Source organism: Rubrivirga aquatilis, assembly GCF_046845665.1.
Classification (GTDB): domain Bacteria; phylum Bacteroidota; class Rhodothermia; order Rhodothermales; family Rubricoccaceae; genus Rubrivirga.
The window spans coordinates 1,671,588-1,688,087 of the sequence record NZ_CP177355.1 but is presented as its reverse complement, the minus strand read 5'-3'; the positions used below and the strand labels follow the sequence as shown (position 1 = coordinate 1,688,087).

Annotated in this window: 13 protein-coding genes; 8 read left to right on the top strand and 5 right to left on the bottom strand. The window is 71.9% G+C overall.

The features are described 5' to 3' along the window. Positions 1 to 144: 144 nt before the first annotated feature. The 6 genes from ACLII4_RS07355 to ACLII4_RS07330 all read left to right on the top strand — a co-directional run bounded on the left by ACLII4_RS07355 (position 145) and on the right by ACLII4_RS07330 (position 7,994). The gene (locus ACLII4_RS07355; RefSeq protein ID WP_412070252.1) at positions 145 to 525 is read left to right on the top strand and encodes a BlaI/MecI/CopY family transcriptional regulator; all 381 of its coding nucleotides are present in this window, start codon (positions 145 to 147) and stop codon (positions 523 to 525) included. After that, entirely contained in the window at positions 522 to 2,618 is a 2,097-nt protein-coding gene (locus tag ACLII4_RS07350; protein ID WP_412070251.1) for a M56 family metallopeptidase, read from the top strand. The genes ACLII4_RS07355 and ACLII4_RS07350 overlap by 4 nt, the downstream gene beginning before the upstream one ends. A gap of 72 nt (positions 2,619 to 2,690) precedes the next feature. Beyond that, on the top strand, positions 2,691 to 3,545 hold the full coding sequence (locus ACLII4_RS07345) for a hypothetical protein (RefSeq protein ID WP_412070250.1): 855 nt from the start codon (positions 2,691 to 2,693) through the stop codon (positions 3,543 to 3,545). 239 nt (positions 3,546 to 3,784) lie between these two features. After that, positions 3,785 to 6,511, top strand: coding sequence for a DUF5916 domain-containing protein (locus ACLII4_RS07340; protein WP_412070249.1), 2,727 nt, complete (start codon positions 3,785 to 3,787; stop codon positions 6,509 to 6,511). Between the two features lie 197 nt (positions 6,512 to 6,708). Further along, entirely contained in the window at positions 6,709 to 7,311 is a 603-nt protein-coding gene (locus tag ACLII4_RS07335) for a DUF2911 domain-containing protein (protein ID WP_412070248.1), read from the top strand. Then, the gene (locus tag ACLII4_RS07330) at positions 7,308 to 7,994 is read left to right on the top strand and encodes an alpha/beta hydrolase (protein ID WP_412070247.1); all 687 of its coding nucleotides are present in this window, start codon (positions 7,308 to 7,310) and stop codon (positions 7,992 to 7,994) included. The genes ACLII4_RS07335 and ACLII4_RS07330 overlap by 4 nt, the downstream gene beginning before the upstream one ends. A gap of 239 nt (positions 7,995 to 8,233) precedes the next feature. Here the strand turns inward: ACLII4_RS07330 and ACLII4_RS07325 are convergent, their stop codons facing one another. Together ACLII4_RS07325 and ACLII4_RS07320 are read right to left on the bottom strand one after the other, a co-directional pair. Continuing rightward, entirely contained in the window at positions 8,234 to 8,740 is a 507-nt protein-coding gene (locus ACLII4_RS07325) for a hypothetical protein (RefSeq protein WP_412070246.1), read from the bottom strand. A gap of 31 nt (positions 8,741 to 8,771) precedes the next feature. Further along, positions 8,772 to 11,285 carry a protein kinase domain-containing protein gene (locus ACLII4_RS07320; RefSeq protein ID WP_412070245.1) on the bottom strand — a complete coding sequence of 838 codons (2,514 nt, stop codon included), beginning with the start codon at positions 11,283 to 11,285 and terminating at the stop codon, positions 8,772 to 8,774. Positions 11,286 to 11,659: 374 nt separating this feature from the next. Here ACLII4_RS07320 and ACLII4_RS07315 point away from each other — a divergent pair, with 374 nt between their 5' ends. Further along, positions 11,660 to 14,014 carry a cation:proton antiporter gene (locus tag ACLII4_RS07315; RefSeq protein ID WP_412070244.1) on the top strand — a complete coding sequence of 785 codons (2,355 nt, stop codon included), beginning with the start codon at positions 11,660 to 11,662 and terminating at the stop codon, positions 14,012 to 14,014. Positions 14,015 to 14,111: 97 nt separating this feature from the next. Here ACLII4_RS07315 and ACLII4_RS07310 read toward each other — a convergent pair whose 3' ends face one another. The 3 genes from ACLII4_RS07310 to ACLII4_RS07300 form a co-directional block, all read right to left on the bottom strand. Beyond that, positions 14,112 to 14,453, bottom strand: a complete 342-nt coding sequence (locus ACLII4_RS07310; protein WP_412070243.1) for a zinc ribbon domain-containing protein YjdM — start codon at positions 14,451 to 14,453, stop codon at positions 14,112 to 14,114. Positions 14,454 to 14,687: 234 nt separating this feature from the next. Continuing rightward, positions 14,688 to 15,200 carry a BrxA/BrxB family bacilliredoxin gene (locus ACLII4_RS07305; protein ID WP_412070242.1) on the bottom strand — a complete coding sequence of 171 codons (513 nt, stop codon included), beginning with the start codon at positions 15,198 to 15,200 and terminating at the stop codon, positions 14,688 to 14,690. Between the two features lie 51 nt (positions 15,201 to 15,251). Continuing rightward, positions 15,252 to 15,548, bottom strand: a complete 297-nt coding sequence (locus tag ACLII4_RS07300; protein ID WP_412070241.1) for a hypothetical protein — start codon at positions 15,546 to 15,548, stop codon at positions 15,252 to 15,254. Between the two features lie 176 nt (positions 15,549 to 15,724). Between ACLII4_RS07300 and ACLII4_RS07295 the strand changes: the two genes are divergently transcribed. Next, positions 15,725 to 16,453 (top strand): C40 family peptidase, encoded by a 729-nt coding sequence (locus ACLII4_RS07295; protein WP_412070240.1) that lies wholly within the window; start codon positions 15,725 to 15,727, stop codon positions 16,451 to 16,453. The last annotated feature ends 47 nt before the right edge of the window (positions 16,454 to 16,500 follow it).

The window sequence follows — 16,500 nt, the reverse complement described above, 5'->3', positions numbered from 1 at the left end:
CTCGCCAGCCGATGCAACCTTCCGGCGCTGCATCCGAAGAGCGCTCAGAGTTGTCCGGGAGTGTGGGTCTGTTAAAAAATTGGCAGTTCACTTGACTTGACGCGACAGGCGCCCTACACTCCGCTAACTTTTTAGCACACGCCAATGTCTGTCCCCGCCCTCTCCCGCCGCGAGCGCCAAGTGCTCGATGTTCTCCACCGTCTCGGCCGTGCGTCGGCGGCCGACGTCCGCGAGGCGCTTGCCGACCCACCCAGCGACTCCGCCGTTCGCACTCACCTCCGCATCCTGGAGGAGAAGGGCCACGTGCGCCACGAGCAGGACGGGCCCCGCTACGTCTACCTCCCGATGCAGACCCGCGACGCGGCCGGCCGTTCGGCCCTGCGTCATCTGATGACGACGTTCTTCGACGGCGCTCCGGAGCGCGCCGTCGCCGCCCTGCTCGATGAGGCCTCGGAGGACCTCTCCGAGGCCGACCTCGACCGTCTCGACACCCTCATCCGGAGCGCACGCTCCCAAGGACGATGACCTCTCTCCTGCTGACGATCGCCTTGAAGGGCCTGCTGGTCCTCCTGGTCGCCTCGCTCGCCGCTCGCCTGCTGCGTCGGGCCCCCGCCAGCGCCCGGCACGGCGTCTGGGCGGCGGCCTTCGGAGCCTTGCTGTTGCTGCCCGTGCTGGAGGCCGTCGGGCCGGACTGGACGCTGGGCGTGCTGCCTGCCGAGCACGAAGTGGTCGAGTTCGCGCCGCACGTCGCCGTCGCCCCGCTGGCGCCGCTCGCGCCCGTGCCCCCCGTTCCGCCGGCCCCGCCGGTCGCCCCCGCCCCGGTGCCGGCGTTCGACGGAGCGGACGCGCGGTTCGACGCCGAGGTCGCCGCCTTCGAGGGCGAGGTCGAGGCGGAGATGGCCGCGTTCGAACATGAGATTGCCGCCTTCGAACACGAGATGGGCGCCTTCGAGGCCGAGATGGAGTCCTTCGGCGAGGGCGCGTCGGCGTTCGCGTTCGCCCTGGAGCGACCCGCCCCGCCGGTGACGCTCGCCGGCCGCCGCGCCGGGTTCTGGGCCGGAGCCGTCTGGCTGCTCGGCGTGCTCGTCGTCGGCCTTGGTTGGCTGGCCGCATTCCTGGCCGCCCGTCGGATCGTCCGCAACGCCCGGCCCGAGACCGACGCCGACTGGGGCGTGCTCGCTGAGCGTGCGCGCCGGCTGTCCGGCATCGAGGGCCCGGTCCGCCTGCTTCGCACCGACGCGCTCGACGTGCCGATCGCGTGGGGCTACAGCGCGCCGGCCGTCGTTCTCCCGGCGTCCGCCGACGACTGGGACGAGGACCGCCGCGAGGCCGTCCTGCTCCACGAGATGGCCCACCTCCGCCGCCGCGACGCCTGGACGCAGGCGCTGGCGCAGGCCGCCCTCACGCTCCACTGGCTGAACCCGCTCGCATGGTGGGGCTACCGCCACTTCCTGGTCGCGCGAGAGCAGGCCTGCGACGACGCCGTGCTCGCCGGCGGCGCCCGCCCGTCCGACTACGCCGCGCACCTGGTGACCGTCGCCCGGGGGCTCCGGCGCGAGTCCCACGCGCTCGCCGCCGTCGCCCCGATGGCGCGGCGCGGCCCGCTCGAAGGCCGCATCGTCTCGATCTTGGACGCCGACCGCCAACGGGGCGCGCTCGGCCGACTTGGTGGGGTCGGGACGGTCGCCCTCGCCACCCTCGTGCTGGTGCCGCTCGCGGCCATCCAGCCCGTCGCGCGTGCCCTCGACACCGCGCCGATGGTCGAGACCGTCGCCTTCGCCGAGGTCGCCCCAGTCGCCGACCCAGCGCTCCCGGCCTTTGCTCCGGCCCCCGTCCGCGCCGACACCGATTCCGTCCGCGTCCGCTACCGCCCGGACCTCGAGGGCGCCCGTCGCGAGATCGACCGCGCCCGCCGCGACCTCGACCGCGCTCGCGTTGAGATGTCCGACAATGAGGTCTACCAGATCCGCCGCAAGGCGCTCGACGACGCCCACCGTGCCCTCGACGAGGTCGACTGGGCGGAGGTCGAGATCGCCCAGGCTGAGGGCATGCGCGCCGCGCGCCGCGCGATGGACGAGGTCGACTGGGAGGCCGTTCGGGAGGCTCAGCGTGAGGGCATGCGCGCCGCCCAGCGCGCCCTCGCCGAGGTCGATTGGCAAGAGGTCCACCGCGCGCAGGAGTTGGGGCTCCGTGAAGCCCAGCGCGCCCTCGACGAGATCGACTGGAAGGAGATCCGCGCCGCCCAGCGCCAGGCCCTCACGTCCGTCGACTGGGAGGAGATTCAGCGGGAGGCGATGGAGGAGGCCCGAGAGGACATCCGGGAATCCATGGAGGACATCCGCGAGGCGCAGAAGGAAGCCCACGAGGACCTCCGCGACGCCGAGCGCGAGCGCCGCGAGGCCGCTCGTGAGGCCGAGCAGGACCGCCGCGACGCCCGCCGTGACCGGATCGAAGCCAAGCAGCTCCCCCGCCCCCGGTCGTCTCCCCAGGCCCAGGCCGGCCCGAGTACCCCGCCGTCCTTCCGCGTGATGACGCGCGTGGCCCCGACCGTCCGCGTCGCGGCTCCGGCAGCGCCAACTGTTCACGTCGTCCGCGAGCGCTGCCCGGACTCGGTCTAGCCGCGTCGACGACGGACCTCCCTCGGTTTCAGTGGGAGAGCCTCACATCACAGATGTTAAAAAATTAGAACCATGACCCACCTTCTCCTGCGTCCCCTCGTCCTCGCCTCGCTCGTCTCCCTCGGCACCGCGCCCTCGCGCACGGCGACGCCCTCCCCCCTCGTCCCCTCCGCTCCGACGGACGACTGGTGCGACGCGCCCTGGGGCTGGACAGACGACGACCGGGAGATCGCGTGCGAAGTCCGCGAGCAGGTGACCCAGGCCGAGGGGCTCGACCTCGCGGCCACCAATGGCAGCGTCTCCGTCTCGCGGTGGGACCGGACCGACGTCCTGGTGCGCAGCCGCGTGCTGGCGGCGGCGCCGACCCAGACCGAGGCCGACCGGCTCGTCGACGAAACGCGGATCACGATCGACGGCGGACGTGTCCGCGACTCCGCGTCCCGGACCGAGCACGAGCGCGACCGCTGGGTGTCGGTGAGCTACCAAGTGTTCGCGCCGGCCGGGACCGACCTGGAGGTCGCCGTGCTCAACGGGCCGCTGGACGTCCACGGCTTGTCCGGGCGGATCCGGGCGACGGCCACGAACGGGCCGGTCCGGCTCGCGGGCGTCGGGGGCGACGTGGTGGTGAGGGCCACCAACGGTCCCGTCGACGTAAACCTGGAGGGGGACCGTTGGACCGGGCAGGGCTTGGACGTGACGGCCACGAACGGCCCCATCCGCCTCGCCTTCCCGGACGACTACTCCGCCCGGCTCTCGGCAGAGACCCACCAGGGACGCATCCGGACCTCCGGGTTCAGCCTCCCGGAGCGCAACCGAAAACGCGGGCAGTGGACCGGCGACTCCGTCGACACCACGCTCGGCGCTGGCGGCCCCGCCCTCCTCCTGCGGGCCCAGAACGGGCCTGTGCACTTGAGGCGCGGCCTCTAAGACGCCCGTCGGGTCGCTCGACGGACCCAGCCCTTTCTAGGCGGCGCACCGAACGCACCAGGCCGCCGCCCACCTCCGGCGCCCCACGCGGTGCGCCCGGGACGCCCGCACTCGCGCGGCGCACACACACCTGCACCTATGTCGTTGGGGCACAATCTCATGCACCTGCGATTTTTTTAGCAGCCCGAGTAACATTCGCCCGGCTCCCCCGTCAGGAAGGAGCCCCCTCCCTGCCCGCCATGCGTCTCTCTACCCTCCTCTTCGCTGCCGCCCTGCTCGCGGCCCCCGCCCTCGCCCAGCCGACCTCGCCCGACGGCTCCTCCGACTCGGCGAGTGCCTCCGGCCCGCGCGGCCTGGTGGCCTCCCCCCTCTCCGCCGACGTCGACCTCGACGGACGGCTCGACGAGGCCGCCTGGGCCGACGCCCCCGTCGCGAGCGGCTTCGTCCAGTTCCGCCCGTCCCCCGGCGACGCCGCAAGTGAGCGGACCGAGGCCCGCGTCCTTTACGACGGGACGGCCGTCTACATCGGGATGCGGATGCACGAGTCGCGGCCCGACGGCATCGGCGCCCCGCTCGGCCGCCGCGACGCCAACCTGACCGGCGACTGGGCCATGGTCGCCCTCGATTCGTACCACGACGGCCGGACGGCCTTCGTGTTCGCGCTCAACCCGGCCGGCGTCCAGCGCGACTTCCTCCTCTACGACGACGTCAACGAGGACGACTCGTGGGACGCCGTCTGGGCCGGCGCCGCCAGCCAGGACGAGACCGGCTGGACCGCCGAGTTCCGAATCCCCCTCAGCCAGCTCCGCTACGCCGCCGGCCAGGGCACCCAGGAGTGGGGCCTGCAGTTCGGCCGCACGCACCACCGAACCGGCGAGGAGGCCTTCTGGAGCCCGATGAGCCCCGACGAGAACGGCATGGTCTCCCAGTTCGGCACCTTGTCCGGCTTGCGCGACCTGCGCCCGCCACGCCAGCTCGAGATCATGCCCTACGTGGCCTCGTCGCTGACGCGCGCGCCCGGCGACGACCTCGACCCCTTCTTCGCCGACAACGACCTCGACCCGCGCGTCGGGCTCGACCTCAAGTACGGCCTGACCTCCGACTTGACGCTGACGGCGACCGTCAACCCGGACTTCGGGCAGGTCGAGGGCGACCCGTCGCGCGTCAACCTGGGCGGGTTCGAGCTCTTCAACCAGGAGCGACGCCCGTTCTTCGTCGAGGGCACCGACGTGTTCAGCATGCAGCCCCGGCGCTTTTTCGGGATGAACCGGCCGAGCCTGCTCTACACGCGGCGCATCGGCCGCAATCCGCAGCGCTCGAACTTCGTGCCCGACGAGGCCCACGACGCCGTGGGTGAGAACGGGACCGTCTACACCGACTCGCCCCAGCAGTCGACGATTCTGGGCGCGGCCAAGCTGTCCGGCCGCATCGGCGGGTTCTCCGTCGGCGTGCTCGACGCCGTGACGGGGCCGGAGTACGGGCGCTTTATGGGCATCGACGGCGACGGCGCGGTCGTGGCCGACGACCGCGCGCTCGTGGAGCCGACGACCAACTTCGCCGCCGCTCGCGCCAAGGCCACGCTTGGCAAGACGATCATCGGGCTGCTCGGCACGTCCGTCATCCGAAGCACCGCCGACCCGGCCATCGAGAGCGCCTTGCCCGGCCAGGGGACGGTTCTCGGGTTCGACGTCGAGCACGCCCTCAACGACGACTGGATCATCAACGGCCAGTTGGCGGGGAGCCACGTCACGGGCAGCGCCTCGTCCATCGACCGCGTCCAGCGCTCGTTCCCGCGCTTGTTCCAGCGCCCCGACGCCGACCACCTCGACTACGACCCGACGCGGACCTCGATCTCCGGGCTCACCGGCGAGATGAACGTCCTCAAGTCGGGCGGCGAACACTGGGTAGGATCCCTCCACGCCGAGTTTACCTCGCCGGGCTTCGACGCCAACCAGCTCGGTTTCCAGAGCCGCGCCGACGAGGTCGGCATCGGGAGCGTGATCGTCTACCAGCAGAACCAGGAGCAGGGCCCGTTCCAGCGCTGGAGCGCCAACCTCTTCGGCGGCACGCGCCTCAACTTCGACGGCGACCGCTCGGCGCTGTTCACGGGCGGCAACGTCAACGGCCGGCTCAAGAACTTCTGGGGCTTCGGCGCGAACGGCGAGGTCTACGCCGCGAGCACCAACGACCGGCTGACGCGCGGCGGGCCGATCGCGGCCTCGCCTGGCGGCTACGGCCTCAACGTCAACGGCTGGACCGACGACCGCAAGCCGGTCTCGGCCTTTGCCTGGACCGGCCTCAACCGCGACGACCTCGGCGGCCGCTTCAACGGTGTCGAGGTCGGCGCCGAGATCCGGCCCAGCTCGTCGGTGACCGTCCGCATCGGGCCCGAGCTGTTCCTGTCCGGCAACCCGCGCCAGTACATCACCAGCGACGACGCGCCGGGCCTGGACGCCACCTTCGGCCGCCGCTACGTGTTCGGGGAGATCGACCAGACGACCGTCTCGCTCGACACGCGTGTCGACTGGACGTTCACGCCCCAGCTCTCGCTCCAGGTCTACGCCCGCCCGTTCGTCTCGCGCGGCCGGTACTCCAACTTCAGCCAGATGACGGAGGCCCGCCAGCTCGACTTCCCGCGCTTCGGCGCCGATATCGGCACCATCGAGCCGCTCTTCGCCGACGGGGCCGACCCGGCGACAGATCAGCCCGAGCGCTACCGCGTGACCGGCCCCGACGGCGGGACCACGGAGTTCGGCAACCCCAACTTTACCGTCCGCTCGCTCCAGGGGAATGCCGTCCTGCGCTGGGAGTACCGGCCCGGCTCGGCGCTCTTCCTGGTCTGGCAGCAGCAGCGGAGCGGGTTCTCGAACGACGGCGGCTTCGAGTTCGACCGCGACGTGTCGGGGCTCTTCACCGACCCCGTCACAAATGTCTTCGTCCTCAAGCTGAGCTACTGGCTCGGCTAGACAGGGGCGACCAGCCGGACGAGCCACCCGGCCCCGCCCCTCCCCGCTGGCGGCTACGAGACGGGCCGCCAGCGGGACCCACGGCACGGGGTCGCCTTCGCGGGCGGCCCCGTCTCGCTTGGTGACGCGCGAGAACGGAGACCGTCCGACACGGGTACGGCTCCGGCCCCCGTTCGTCCACGCCGCCCCCGAACTCGATGCTCCGCTCGCTCGCGCTCGCGCTCGCGCTCCTGACGACGTGCGCCGCCACCGCTCAGCACGCGCACCCCGCGCCCGCTCCGGGCGAGGCGCAGGCCGTCGCCGAGACGTTCGTCGTCACCGGCCTGCGCCTCGACGAGGCCGCCCCGCCACCGGGGAGCGCAGTCGGGCGCGCCGGGCTCCGCTATGGCGACGGCGGCTACGCGTCGGTCGTCTACGGCCGGCCGTACGTCCGGGGCCGCACCGTCTGGGGCGGGCTCGTGGCCGACGGGACGGTCTGGGCCGCCGGCGCCCACCGCGCGACAGAGCTGGTCATGACGGTCCCGCTCGCGGTCGGCGGCGTCGAGGTGCTGCCGGGCGCCTACAGCCTATTCGTCACCCCCGGCCCCGACGCGTGGACGTTGCACGTCAACGCCAGTCTCGGGGCGCACCTCGCAGACGAGTACGACCCGGCGCTCGACCTCGCCACCGTCTCCGTCGCCCCCCACGCCCTCGACGCGACCGTCGAGGGGCTCACGTGGTCCTTCGCCGATGACGGCTCGGCGCTCGTGCTCGCGTGGGACCGTCGCGCCGCGGCCTTCCCGATCGCCCGCCTTCCATGACCGGCCCCCACGACCGCCAGCCCCTCGTCGCCGCCGGCGCCCTGCTCGCCGAGGCGCCCGCCGCCGTCGTCCTCGTCCACGGTCGGGGTGACTCCGCGCGCGGCATCCTGGGGCTGACCGCCGAGCTGCCCGACACGCTGGCGTACCTCGCCCCGCAAGCGGCCGCCCACGCGTGGTACCCGCAAAGCTTCCTGGCGCCGTTGGCGGCGAACGAGCCCGGGCTCAGCAGCGGCATCGCCGCCGTGCTCCGCGCCGTCGCCACGGCCGAGGCGGCCGGGATCGACCGCGGCCACATCGTGCTGGCGGGCTTCAGCCAGGGCGCCTGCCTGGCCGCCGAGACGGCCGCCCGGACCGGCGGGCGCTGGGGCGGCGTGGTCGTCCTGTCGGGCGGCCTGCTCGGGACGGGCCCCGGTCCCGACGACGCGCCGACGCTGCTCGGCGCCGGCGGCCGCTACCTCGACAAGGCGTTCGACTACGACACGTCCCTCGCCGGCACGCCCGTCGTCATCGGCTGCTCCGACGTCGACCCGCACATCCCCCTCGCCCGCGTCGAGCGGACGGCGGCCGTGCTGGCGGGGCTCGGCGCCGAGGTCGACGCGCGGATCTACCCTGGGATGGGGCACGCCGTCAACGCCGACGAGATCGCCGCCCTGCGCGCCCTGCTGGCGAGCGTGTCAGAGTAGCTGGATTACACCCGCTGGCGGCGCTCCAGGCCTGGCTTGGCCGCTTTATCGGGATCGCCGGGGGCGCGACGAAGGGTCAGCCCCAGCTGAGGGAGCGGCTCGGCTTGGTGGAGCGGACGTAGCCGACGGCCCCGCTGGCGGCCATCGCCAGCGGGGCCGGGCCGCGGAATCAGGGACAAAGAGATCCGGTGATGGGCACGGGTGACTCCACCCTGCCTCCTACCACACTCCCAGATTCGTCACGGAGGGAAAACGACGCTACCGGGCGGGTCGCCCTTCCAGGAAGCGGCAAGGACACTCTCGTCGACACACGAGCCATCTCTGTAGATCTGCGCAGGGTTGGCTGGCCCCCGGACAGAGTAGGTCGTTCCATTGGTCGTCGTCAGGAAGACCTGAAACTCGTGCTTGGACGGGTACTTCCCGTCTCGGGACGCATGCAGTGTCGTTTTGAGGGCGTACCGCCCATTCTCGTCTGGCTCCGGAAGAAGGTCGAAGGCGCCCGCCTGCACCGTAAGTTCAGCGATCTCACCATCTTCTGGGGCCAAATCAAGTGTGAGATACACCGTATCCCCAGGATCCACGCTGAGACGTTCATTCGTCTGGGTCGGCTTCTCGCTCAGCTTGTGGGCGTGGATCTCGTATAAGTTATTAACTTTCGAGATGCGAGCGTACTGGAATCGACCAGGGGTATCCCCATACCCAGGGGGCTCAGGACCGGGATCGTACTGGTATTTCGAGTCTGCCATGGTTGTTAAGGAGAGGTAGGTGAAGGGGGGACTAATCGGTGCCGCCGGAGCGAGCGACAAGTGCGGCGTAGCGCGACGTGCGCCGGAGAGCGTCGAAGCCGGGGGATGCGGCGACGGCGTCGATCGGATATCCCCCGTCGACGGCGCGCTCGATCAGGTCGAGCGCCGCGTCGGTGTCGCCAAGCTCCGCGAGAGCGTAGCCCGCTCGAAACTGCACATCGACATCGTCTGGGGCGAGGTCAGCGGCTCGCGTGGCGGAGCGGCGCCCGTCGGCTTCCCGGCCGAGGTTGACGGCATACCCCGCGAACGCAGCCAGCGTCGCTGCGTCGTTGGGGTTGACCGCCAGCGCCCGCTCCGTCTGCACGAGCGCCCGTCGGAGTGTCCGGTCCTGATGGTTCCGGGCGCCGGGGATGTCGGCGTACGCGGACGACAGATTGGCCCACGTGCGATGGTCGGTGCTGTCGAGTTCGAGCGCCCGGTGGTACATCTCGACGGCCTCCCGGGGACGCCCTTCATCCCGAAGGATGGACGCGAGGTTGGTATACGCCCCATAATGCGGGCGGATGTCAATCGCCCGACGGTAGGCCACCACCGCCGCTCCAAGGTTCCCGGTCTGCTGAGCGACGGCGGCGCGGCTGTAGTGGCCCTGAAAGTTCTCCGGTGCCAGCGAGACGACGCGCCCGAAGGCCGCATCGGCATCGCTGTACCGGCCGAGGCGCCAGTAGAGGTTTCCCAGTTCGGCGTGCCCCGACCACAGCCCCGGTCTGAAGCTCACCGAGCGCCGAAGGGCCGCTTCGGCGGCGGGCGCGTCGCCGCTGGCTTCGAGCGCACCTGCGAGCGCGACAAGTGCGTTCGTCGACCGCTCATCGAGAGCGAGGGCCCGTCGCGCCTCGCGGACTGCCAGCGGGTAGCGGCCGGTCGCGTGGTAGAGCCGCGAGAGCGCGACGTGGCTGAGTGGCTCGCGCTCGTCAAGTTCAACAGCCGTTCGCCCGGCCTCCTCGGCTCGCCCGATCCAAGTTGAGTCACGTGTCGTCCGGTACCGCTCAACGGCTGCCTCGGCGAGCCGGGCGTGGGCGGCGGCGAACGCCGGGTCCACGTCGATAGCCTGCTCAAAAAAGTCGATGGCGCGGTCGAGGTCTTCGGCGTCGCGGTCCCGTTCGAGGTACCCAACGCCCCGGAGGTAGTACTCCTGGGCCTCGGGGTCGGCGGTCTGCGCGGCGACCTGGTCCTCGTCGCCGTCGGGGAACTCTAGCAGGTCTGCCAGAAGTCCGAGCGCGAGGGCGCGCAAGCTCCCCTCCTGGGCGCGGGACACGGTCATCGTGCCCGAGCCGAGCAGGCGGGGGCGGTCACCAGCCGTCGCGAGCGACAGGCTCAGCGTCAGGCGGTCGCCGTCGCGGCGCAGGCGACCCGTGACGGCCAGATTGGCGCCGAGCGCCGCGCCGGCCTGGCGGGCACTCGTCACATCGAGGTCGCGGACCTCCGAGGCGGGCACCACCCAGACCTCGCGGCCGGGCGGGGCGAGGGCGCCGATGCCGCCCGCGAGCATCTCGGCTAGCCCCTCCGCGAACGCCCGATCGTCGGGGCCGTCCGGGAGCGTACTCGGGGGCAAGATGGCGAGGTGGACAGCGGCAGGGAGCTCCGTCACGTCCGCGGTCCGGATGGCCCACGCGCCTGCGGCGACGAGACCGACCAGGACCGCGGCGGCGACAGCTCGGGCGGCGCGCGAGCGATGGAGGGCGCTCGCGGCCGGGCCGAGGTGAAGGGTCGAAGCGCCGGCGTCGGCATCTGAGAGAGCGTGGCCGAGCGCGGCGGCATCCGCGAACCGGGCGTCGGGGTCCTTGGCCAGGCACCGCGCCACGACGGCGTCGAGCGCGGGCGGCACATCCGCGAGCGTACTCGGCGGGGGCGGGTCCTCGTGGAGGACGGCGTAGAGCACGGCCGCGCCGTAGGGCGCCTGGAAGGGCTGGCGGCCGGTCAGCATCTCGTACAAGACGGCGCCAAGTGCCCACACGTCGGAGCGCGCGTCGGCGGCGCCCTGCGCCTGCTCCGGGGCCCCGTATGCCAGCGTGCCCGCCGTCTCGCCGGTCCGGGTGAGCGCCGCGTCGGGCCGCTTGGCGATGCCGAAGTCGAGGACCTTGGGCGTGCCGTCCTCGCACAGGAACACGTTCGAGGGCTTGAGGTCGCGGTGGACGATGTCGCGGGCGTGAGCGGCGGCGACGCCCGCCGCCATCCCGCGCGCCAGGCGGACGGCCTCGGGCACCGGGAGCGGGCCTCTCGCCAGCCGGTCCGCCAGCGTCTCGCCCTCGTAGCACGCCAGGGCGATAAACGGCTGGCCCTCGTCGGTCTCGCCCACCTCGTAGACCGTGCACACGTTGGGGTGGTCGAGCGTGGCGGCGGCCCGGGCCTCAGCGAGCAGGCGATCTTTGGCACGGGGGTCGTCGGCGACATCAGCGGGCAGCACTTTAAGGGCCACCTGGCGCCCCAGCCTCTCGTCCTCGGCGCGGTAGACGACGCCCATCCCGCCCCGCCCGAGTTCGCCGAGCACGCGGTACCGCCCCACCCGACCGGAAGCCGAGACGAGAGGATCGGAAGCCGGAGCTGGGGGAGCCAAGGGTCACCAGCAGAGAACACCATAACGTACTGCAGAGGAGCCCACCCACAACCAGTGGCATCGCACGAGTTTGCGCACCCACACCGTGTAATATCGGACGGCGACCAGCGCACCCCTCTCCACACGTCGCTTGCCAATCACCGCACGGCGTCGCGCAGGGCGGCCGCATGCATGGACGGTCGGCGGAACCGCCGTAATCCTAGCGGCATCCCGAGCTTGCGAACGGACAAGCAGAGAGGATGAGGGGCACATCATCTCCGCCCCCCCCTCTTCTTCTCGTCGGTTCCCACCTCCTCCCCTCCCCTGCCGTGCCCTTCGTTCTCGCCGCCGGCGCCGTCCCCCCGTTCCTCGTCGAGGTCGTCGCGATCGTGCTGGCGGCGGCGGTCGTGGCGTACCTCAGCCAGCGCGTGGGGCTGGTGCCGATCGTCGGGTTCCTGCTGGCGGGCGTGCTGATCGGCCCGAGCGGACTGGGACTCGTCACCGACCCCGAGTTGATCGACGCGGCAGCCGAGGTCGGCGTGCTGCTGCTGCTGTTCACGATCGGCATCGAGTTCTCGCTCGACAAGCTCCAGAAGATCCAGCGGCTGATCTTCGTCGGCGGCGGGATCCAGGTCGGGCTCACGACGGCGATCGTGGCGGGGCTGTGCCTCGCGTTCGGGGTCGGCTGGCGGCCGGCCGTGTTCACGGGCTTCCTCGTCGCGCTGTCGTCGACGGCGATCGTGCTGAAGCTGCTCGGCGACCGGGGCGAGACGAACACCGAGGTCGGCCAGGGCGCGGTCGGGCTGCTCATCTTCCAGGACCTCGCCGTCATCCTGATGGTGCTGCTCGTGCCCGCGCTCGGCGTCGGGGACGTGTCCGGGGCGGAGTTGGCGTGGGCGCTGACGAAGGCCGCGCTGATCATCGTGTTCGTGCTCGTGGTCGCGCGGCGCGTGCTGCCGCCGGTCCTGGAGCACGTGGCGCAGACGTGCTCGCCGGAGCTGTTCCTGCTGACCATCATCGCGATCTGCTTTGGGACGGCGTACGCGGTCGGGCTGGCGGGCGTGTCGATCTCGCTCGGCGCGTTCCTGGCCGGGCTCGTCGTGAGTCAGAGCCGGTTTTCGGAGCACGCGCTGTCCGAGATCCTGCCGCTCCAGATCCTGTTCTCGGCGACGTTCTTCGTGTCCGTCGGGCTGTTGCTCGACCTCGGCTTCGTGTGGGACAACCTCGGGCTCGTCCTCCTGGCACTCGTGTCGGTGACGCTGCTCAAGTTCGGGACGACGTTTATCGCGATCCGAGCGGTCGGCCGGGCGATGCCGGCGGCGGCGGCGACCGGGCTGTGGCTGGCGCAAGTTGGCGAGTTCTCGTTCGTGCTGGAGCGCTCCGGCCGCGAGGCCGGGCTGGCGCCGCTGGGGATGGACGACGTGGGCGCCCCGCTCTTTATCGCCGCCACCGTCGTGTCGATGGCGCTCACGCCGGTCGCGGCGCCTTATGCGGGGCGGCTCGCGAGCAAGCTCCGGGGAATGTCGGACGCGCGCGAGCCAGAGGCGCCGGTCGTGGAGCCGGAGCACTTCGCCGACCTCGAGAACCACACGATCGTGGCGGGCTACGGGGACGCGGCCAAAAAGCTGGTCCACGTGCTCGACGGCTCCGGCGTGCCGTTCGTCGTCGTGACGCTGTCGCCGCTCGGCGCGCGCGAGGCGGAGGCGGCGGGCCTGCGCGTGCTCCGGGGCGACTACGCCAAGCGCCACATCCTGCAGGCCGTCGGGCTCGACCGCGCCAAGCTGCTCGTCATCCCCGACGACAACCCGCAGATGGCGCACCGCGTCGTCTCGGTCGCTCGTGCGCTGGCGCCGACGGCCCGCATCGTCGCGACGGCCCCGACGCCGCACGACGCCGAGGAACTGGTGCACGCGGGCGCCGACCGCGCGATCGCCGTCGAACTGGAGGCCGTCATCGGCCTGTTCGACGACATCCTACGGCACTACCGCGTCGCGCCCGAGGAGATCTTGCGCCACGAGGAGACGCTGCGCCACGGCACGTATGAGGCGTTCGACCACGAGATCATGGACACGCCCGCCGTCCGCTGCGAGCTCGATGGCGACTGCTTCTCGACACGCACGGTCACCATCCGGCCCGGCGCTCGCGTCGCGGGCCAGTCGCTGGCGGACCTCCACCTCGATGAGCGCTTGATCCACGCCATCGAGGTCGCTCGCGACGGCGCGGTGACCAAAGAGCCGACGGGCGGGTTCGTGCTCGAAGCCGGCGACGAGGTGCTGTTCGGCGGCACCCCGCAGTCGTTCATCGACGCGGCCGACCTGTTCCGCACCTCCGATGCCGGGACGCCCGGCCTCCCCGACCTCCCGCCCATGTCCACGCAGCGCGCCGACTGGATCGACACCGCCACCCCGGTCACCCTGCGGCCCGACCCGAAGGCCGACTGCTCGCACGGCGACCACGTCCACGCCGTCACGCCGAGCGCCCAGGGCTGCGAGGAGTGCCTGGCGCACGGCGACCGCTGGGTGCACCTCCGGGTCTGCATGGAGTGCGGCCACGTCGGCTGCTGCGACTCGTCGCCCGGCAAGCACGCCACGGCGCACTACCACGCGACGGGCCACCCGGTCGTGCGCAGCATCGAGCCCGGCGAGACGTGGGGCTGGTGCTACGAGGACGAGGAGATGCTTTGAGAGAGAGCAAGGGGCATGGGTGAAGAGGCGGGCGCAGGTCTCCTCGCGAGCCCGCTCCTCCACTTCTCACCTCGTTCCCGGAGCCGCCAGGCTCCGCTCACACCTTTCGCACGAACTCGGACTTGAGGCCCATCGACCCGACGCCGGGGACGCGGCAGTCGATGTCGTGGTCGCCGTCGACGAGCCGGATGTTCTTGACCTTGGTGCCCACCTTCACGACCGACGACGAGCCACGCACCTTGAGGTCTTTGATGACCGTCACCGTGTCGCCGTCCGCCAGCGGGGTGCCGTTCGCGTCGCGGACGACTCCGGTTTCGGCGGCCTCGGCGACGACCTCGTTCTGGGGCCACTCATGCGCGCACTCGGGGCAGACGTAGAGCGGGCCGTCTTCGTAGACGTACGCCGAGGCGCACTGCGGGCAGGCGGGGAGACTGGACATCGGCGCGGGGGAGCGGCAAGCTAGCCAAGCGGGCGCTCGGCCCCGGGCACGCCAGCAGCCCGGCTCGCGCCAGCCGGTCGACCACCCCCCCTGTCCCCCTTCCGCAAGCGGGAGGGGCGGCCGGCAGGCGAGGGGGCGAGGCTCGCGCCTGACCGCTCATACCCGCGTCGAACAAAAACCGCCGCCCGCCAGCAGGGCGGACGGCGGTCAAGTCGTCGGAGCGGTGCGGTCGATCTACAGGATCGAGCGGAAGGTGCTTGGCAGGCCCGGCGCGGGGGCCTGGGCGGTGTCCGGGCGCAGCGGAGCGTCAGGCGTCTCAGCGTCGTCGCCGCAGAAGGTCTCGTAGGCACCCTTGAGGTCGGCGGCGATGGCGCTGGCGGAGCGGCCCTCGATGTGGCGGCGCTCGATGGCGAAGACCGGGTCGCCGTCCTTGAGCAAGAACATCGACGGGCTCGACGGCTGGATGCCGGCCAGGAAGCCGCGCAAGCGGGCGGTCGCCTCGATGTCCTGGCCCGCAAAGACGGTCACGACGCGGTCGGGCTGGGGGTCGACGCCCTGCACCATCGCGACGGCGGGGCGGGCATTCGCGGCGGCGCAGCCGCAGACCGAGTTGACGACGGCGAGCGTGGTGCCTTCTTGCGCCTCAGCCAAGAGCGCGTCGACGTCGGCGGCGGTGCGGAGCTCGCGGACGCCCAAGCGGGTGAGTTCGTCGCGCATGGGGGCGACGAGCGGTTCGGGGTAGGGCATGATGCGGAAGAGAGTCGGTGGAACGGAGGGACGCGGAGTCGCTGGGTCAGCTTACCCTCGCCCGCTCCCGAGGTCGTCGAAGATGTCGCGGGCGTCGAAGTCGAGGGCGCCGGAGAGCGGGACGTGGCGTTGGGCGAGCGTCCGAGCGCGGTCGCGGGCGGACTCGGCGAGGGGCTCGGCGAGGTCGGAGGCGGCGGTGCGCGCGGCGTCGGCGGCCTCGCGCGCGGAGCCCGCCAGCTGACGCCGGGTGTCGTCGCCGGACCGCGGCGCGTGGAGCATGCCGACGATGACGCCCGCGCCGAAGATGGAGAGGGCCGCGAGCAGGCGGTCGAAGAGAGAACGGGGCATGGGCGTCGGGGGGGCGGTGTCGCTTAACGTCGCGGTCGGTTTCGCCGATCCCCTTAATCCCCCTGTTCACAGGTCTCTAACCCAGCTTTCGCACGACCTAGGGCACAGGAATCTCCCTACGCCCACGTCCGGGGGTTATGTTCGCAGTCCTCCACCACGCCCGCTCTTTCTCGCTTATGCCCTCGTCTTTACGCCGCGCGGCGACGCTCGCTGCCGCCGTCGCTTTGACTGGCCTCGCCTCCCCGGCCCAGTCCCAGGCACGCCCGACCGCCCCGCAAGTGTCCACTCAGGATGCCTCCGAGACGGCCGCGCCCCGCCGCCGCCCCGTCCCCCGCGCCCAGCGCACGACGGCCCGCACGCAGCCCGCGCCCCGCCGCGCCGCCGCCGACACCATCACGGTCCCGGTCACGCCGGTCTCGTCGCGCCCCGAGATGCGGGCCTTCGGCGCCGAGTCGGCCGCGCTCCGCCTGGCCCGCCGCGACCGCATGCTCCGAGGCGCCGCGCCCGAGTGGATCGGGATCCCCTACCGCTGGGGCGGCACCACGCGTCGCGGCATCGACTGCTCGGCGTTCGTCCAGCAGTTCGTGCGTCAGACGATGGCCATCGAGCTGCCGCGCACCACGGCCTCGCAACGCTACGAGGGCGTCGAGGTGTCCCGCGCCGACCTTCAGTCGGGCGACCTGGTCTTTTTCCGGCGTCGCGGCACGCGCCACGTCGGCGTGTACCTCTCCGACGGCGACTTCGTCCACGCCTCGTCCAGCCAGGGCGTGACGATCTCCAACCTCGACGACTCGTCGTACTGGAACCGATACTACTGGATGTCGCGCCGGATCGTGAGCGAGGCGCTCGTCGGCCTGAAGGCGCCCGCCAGCGCCCGCCGCGACTCCTCCGCCGTGCGAGGCTAGCGGCCCCCGGGCCGTATGACGGTAGGCTTTCAGCCCCCCGTCGTTAT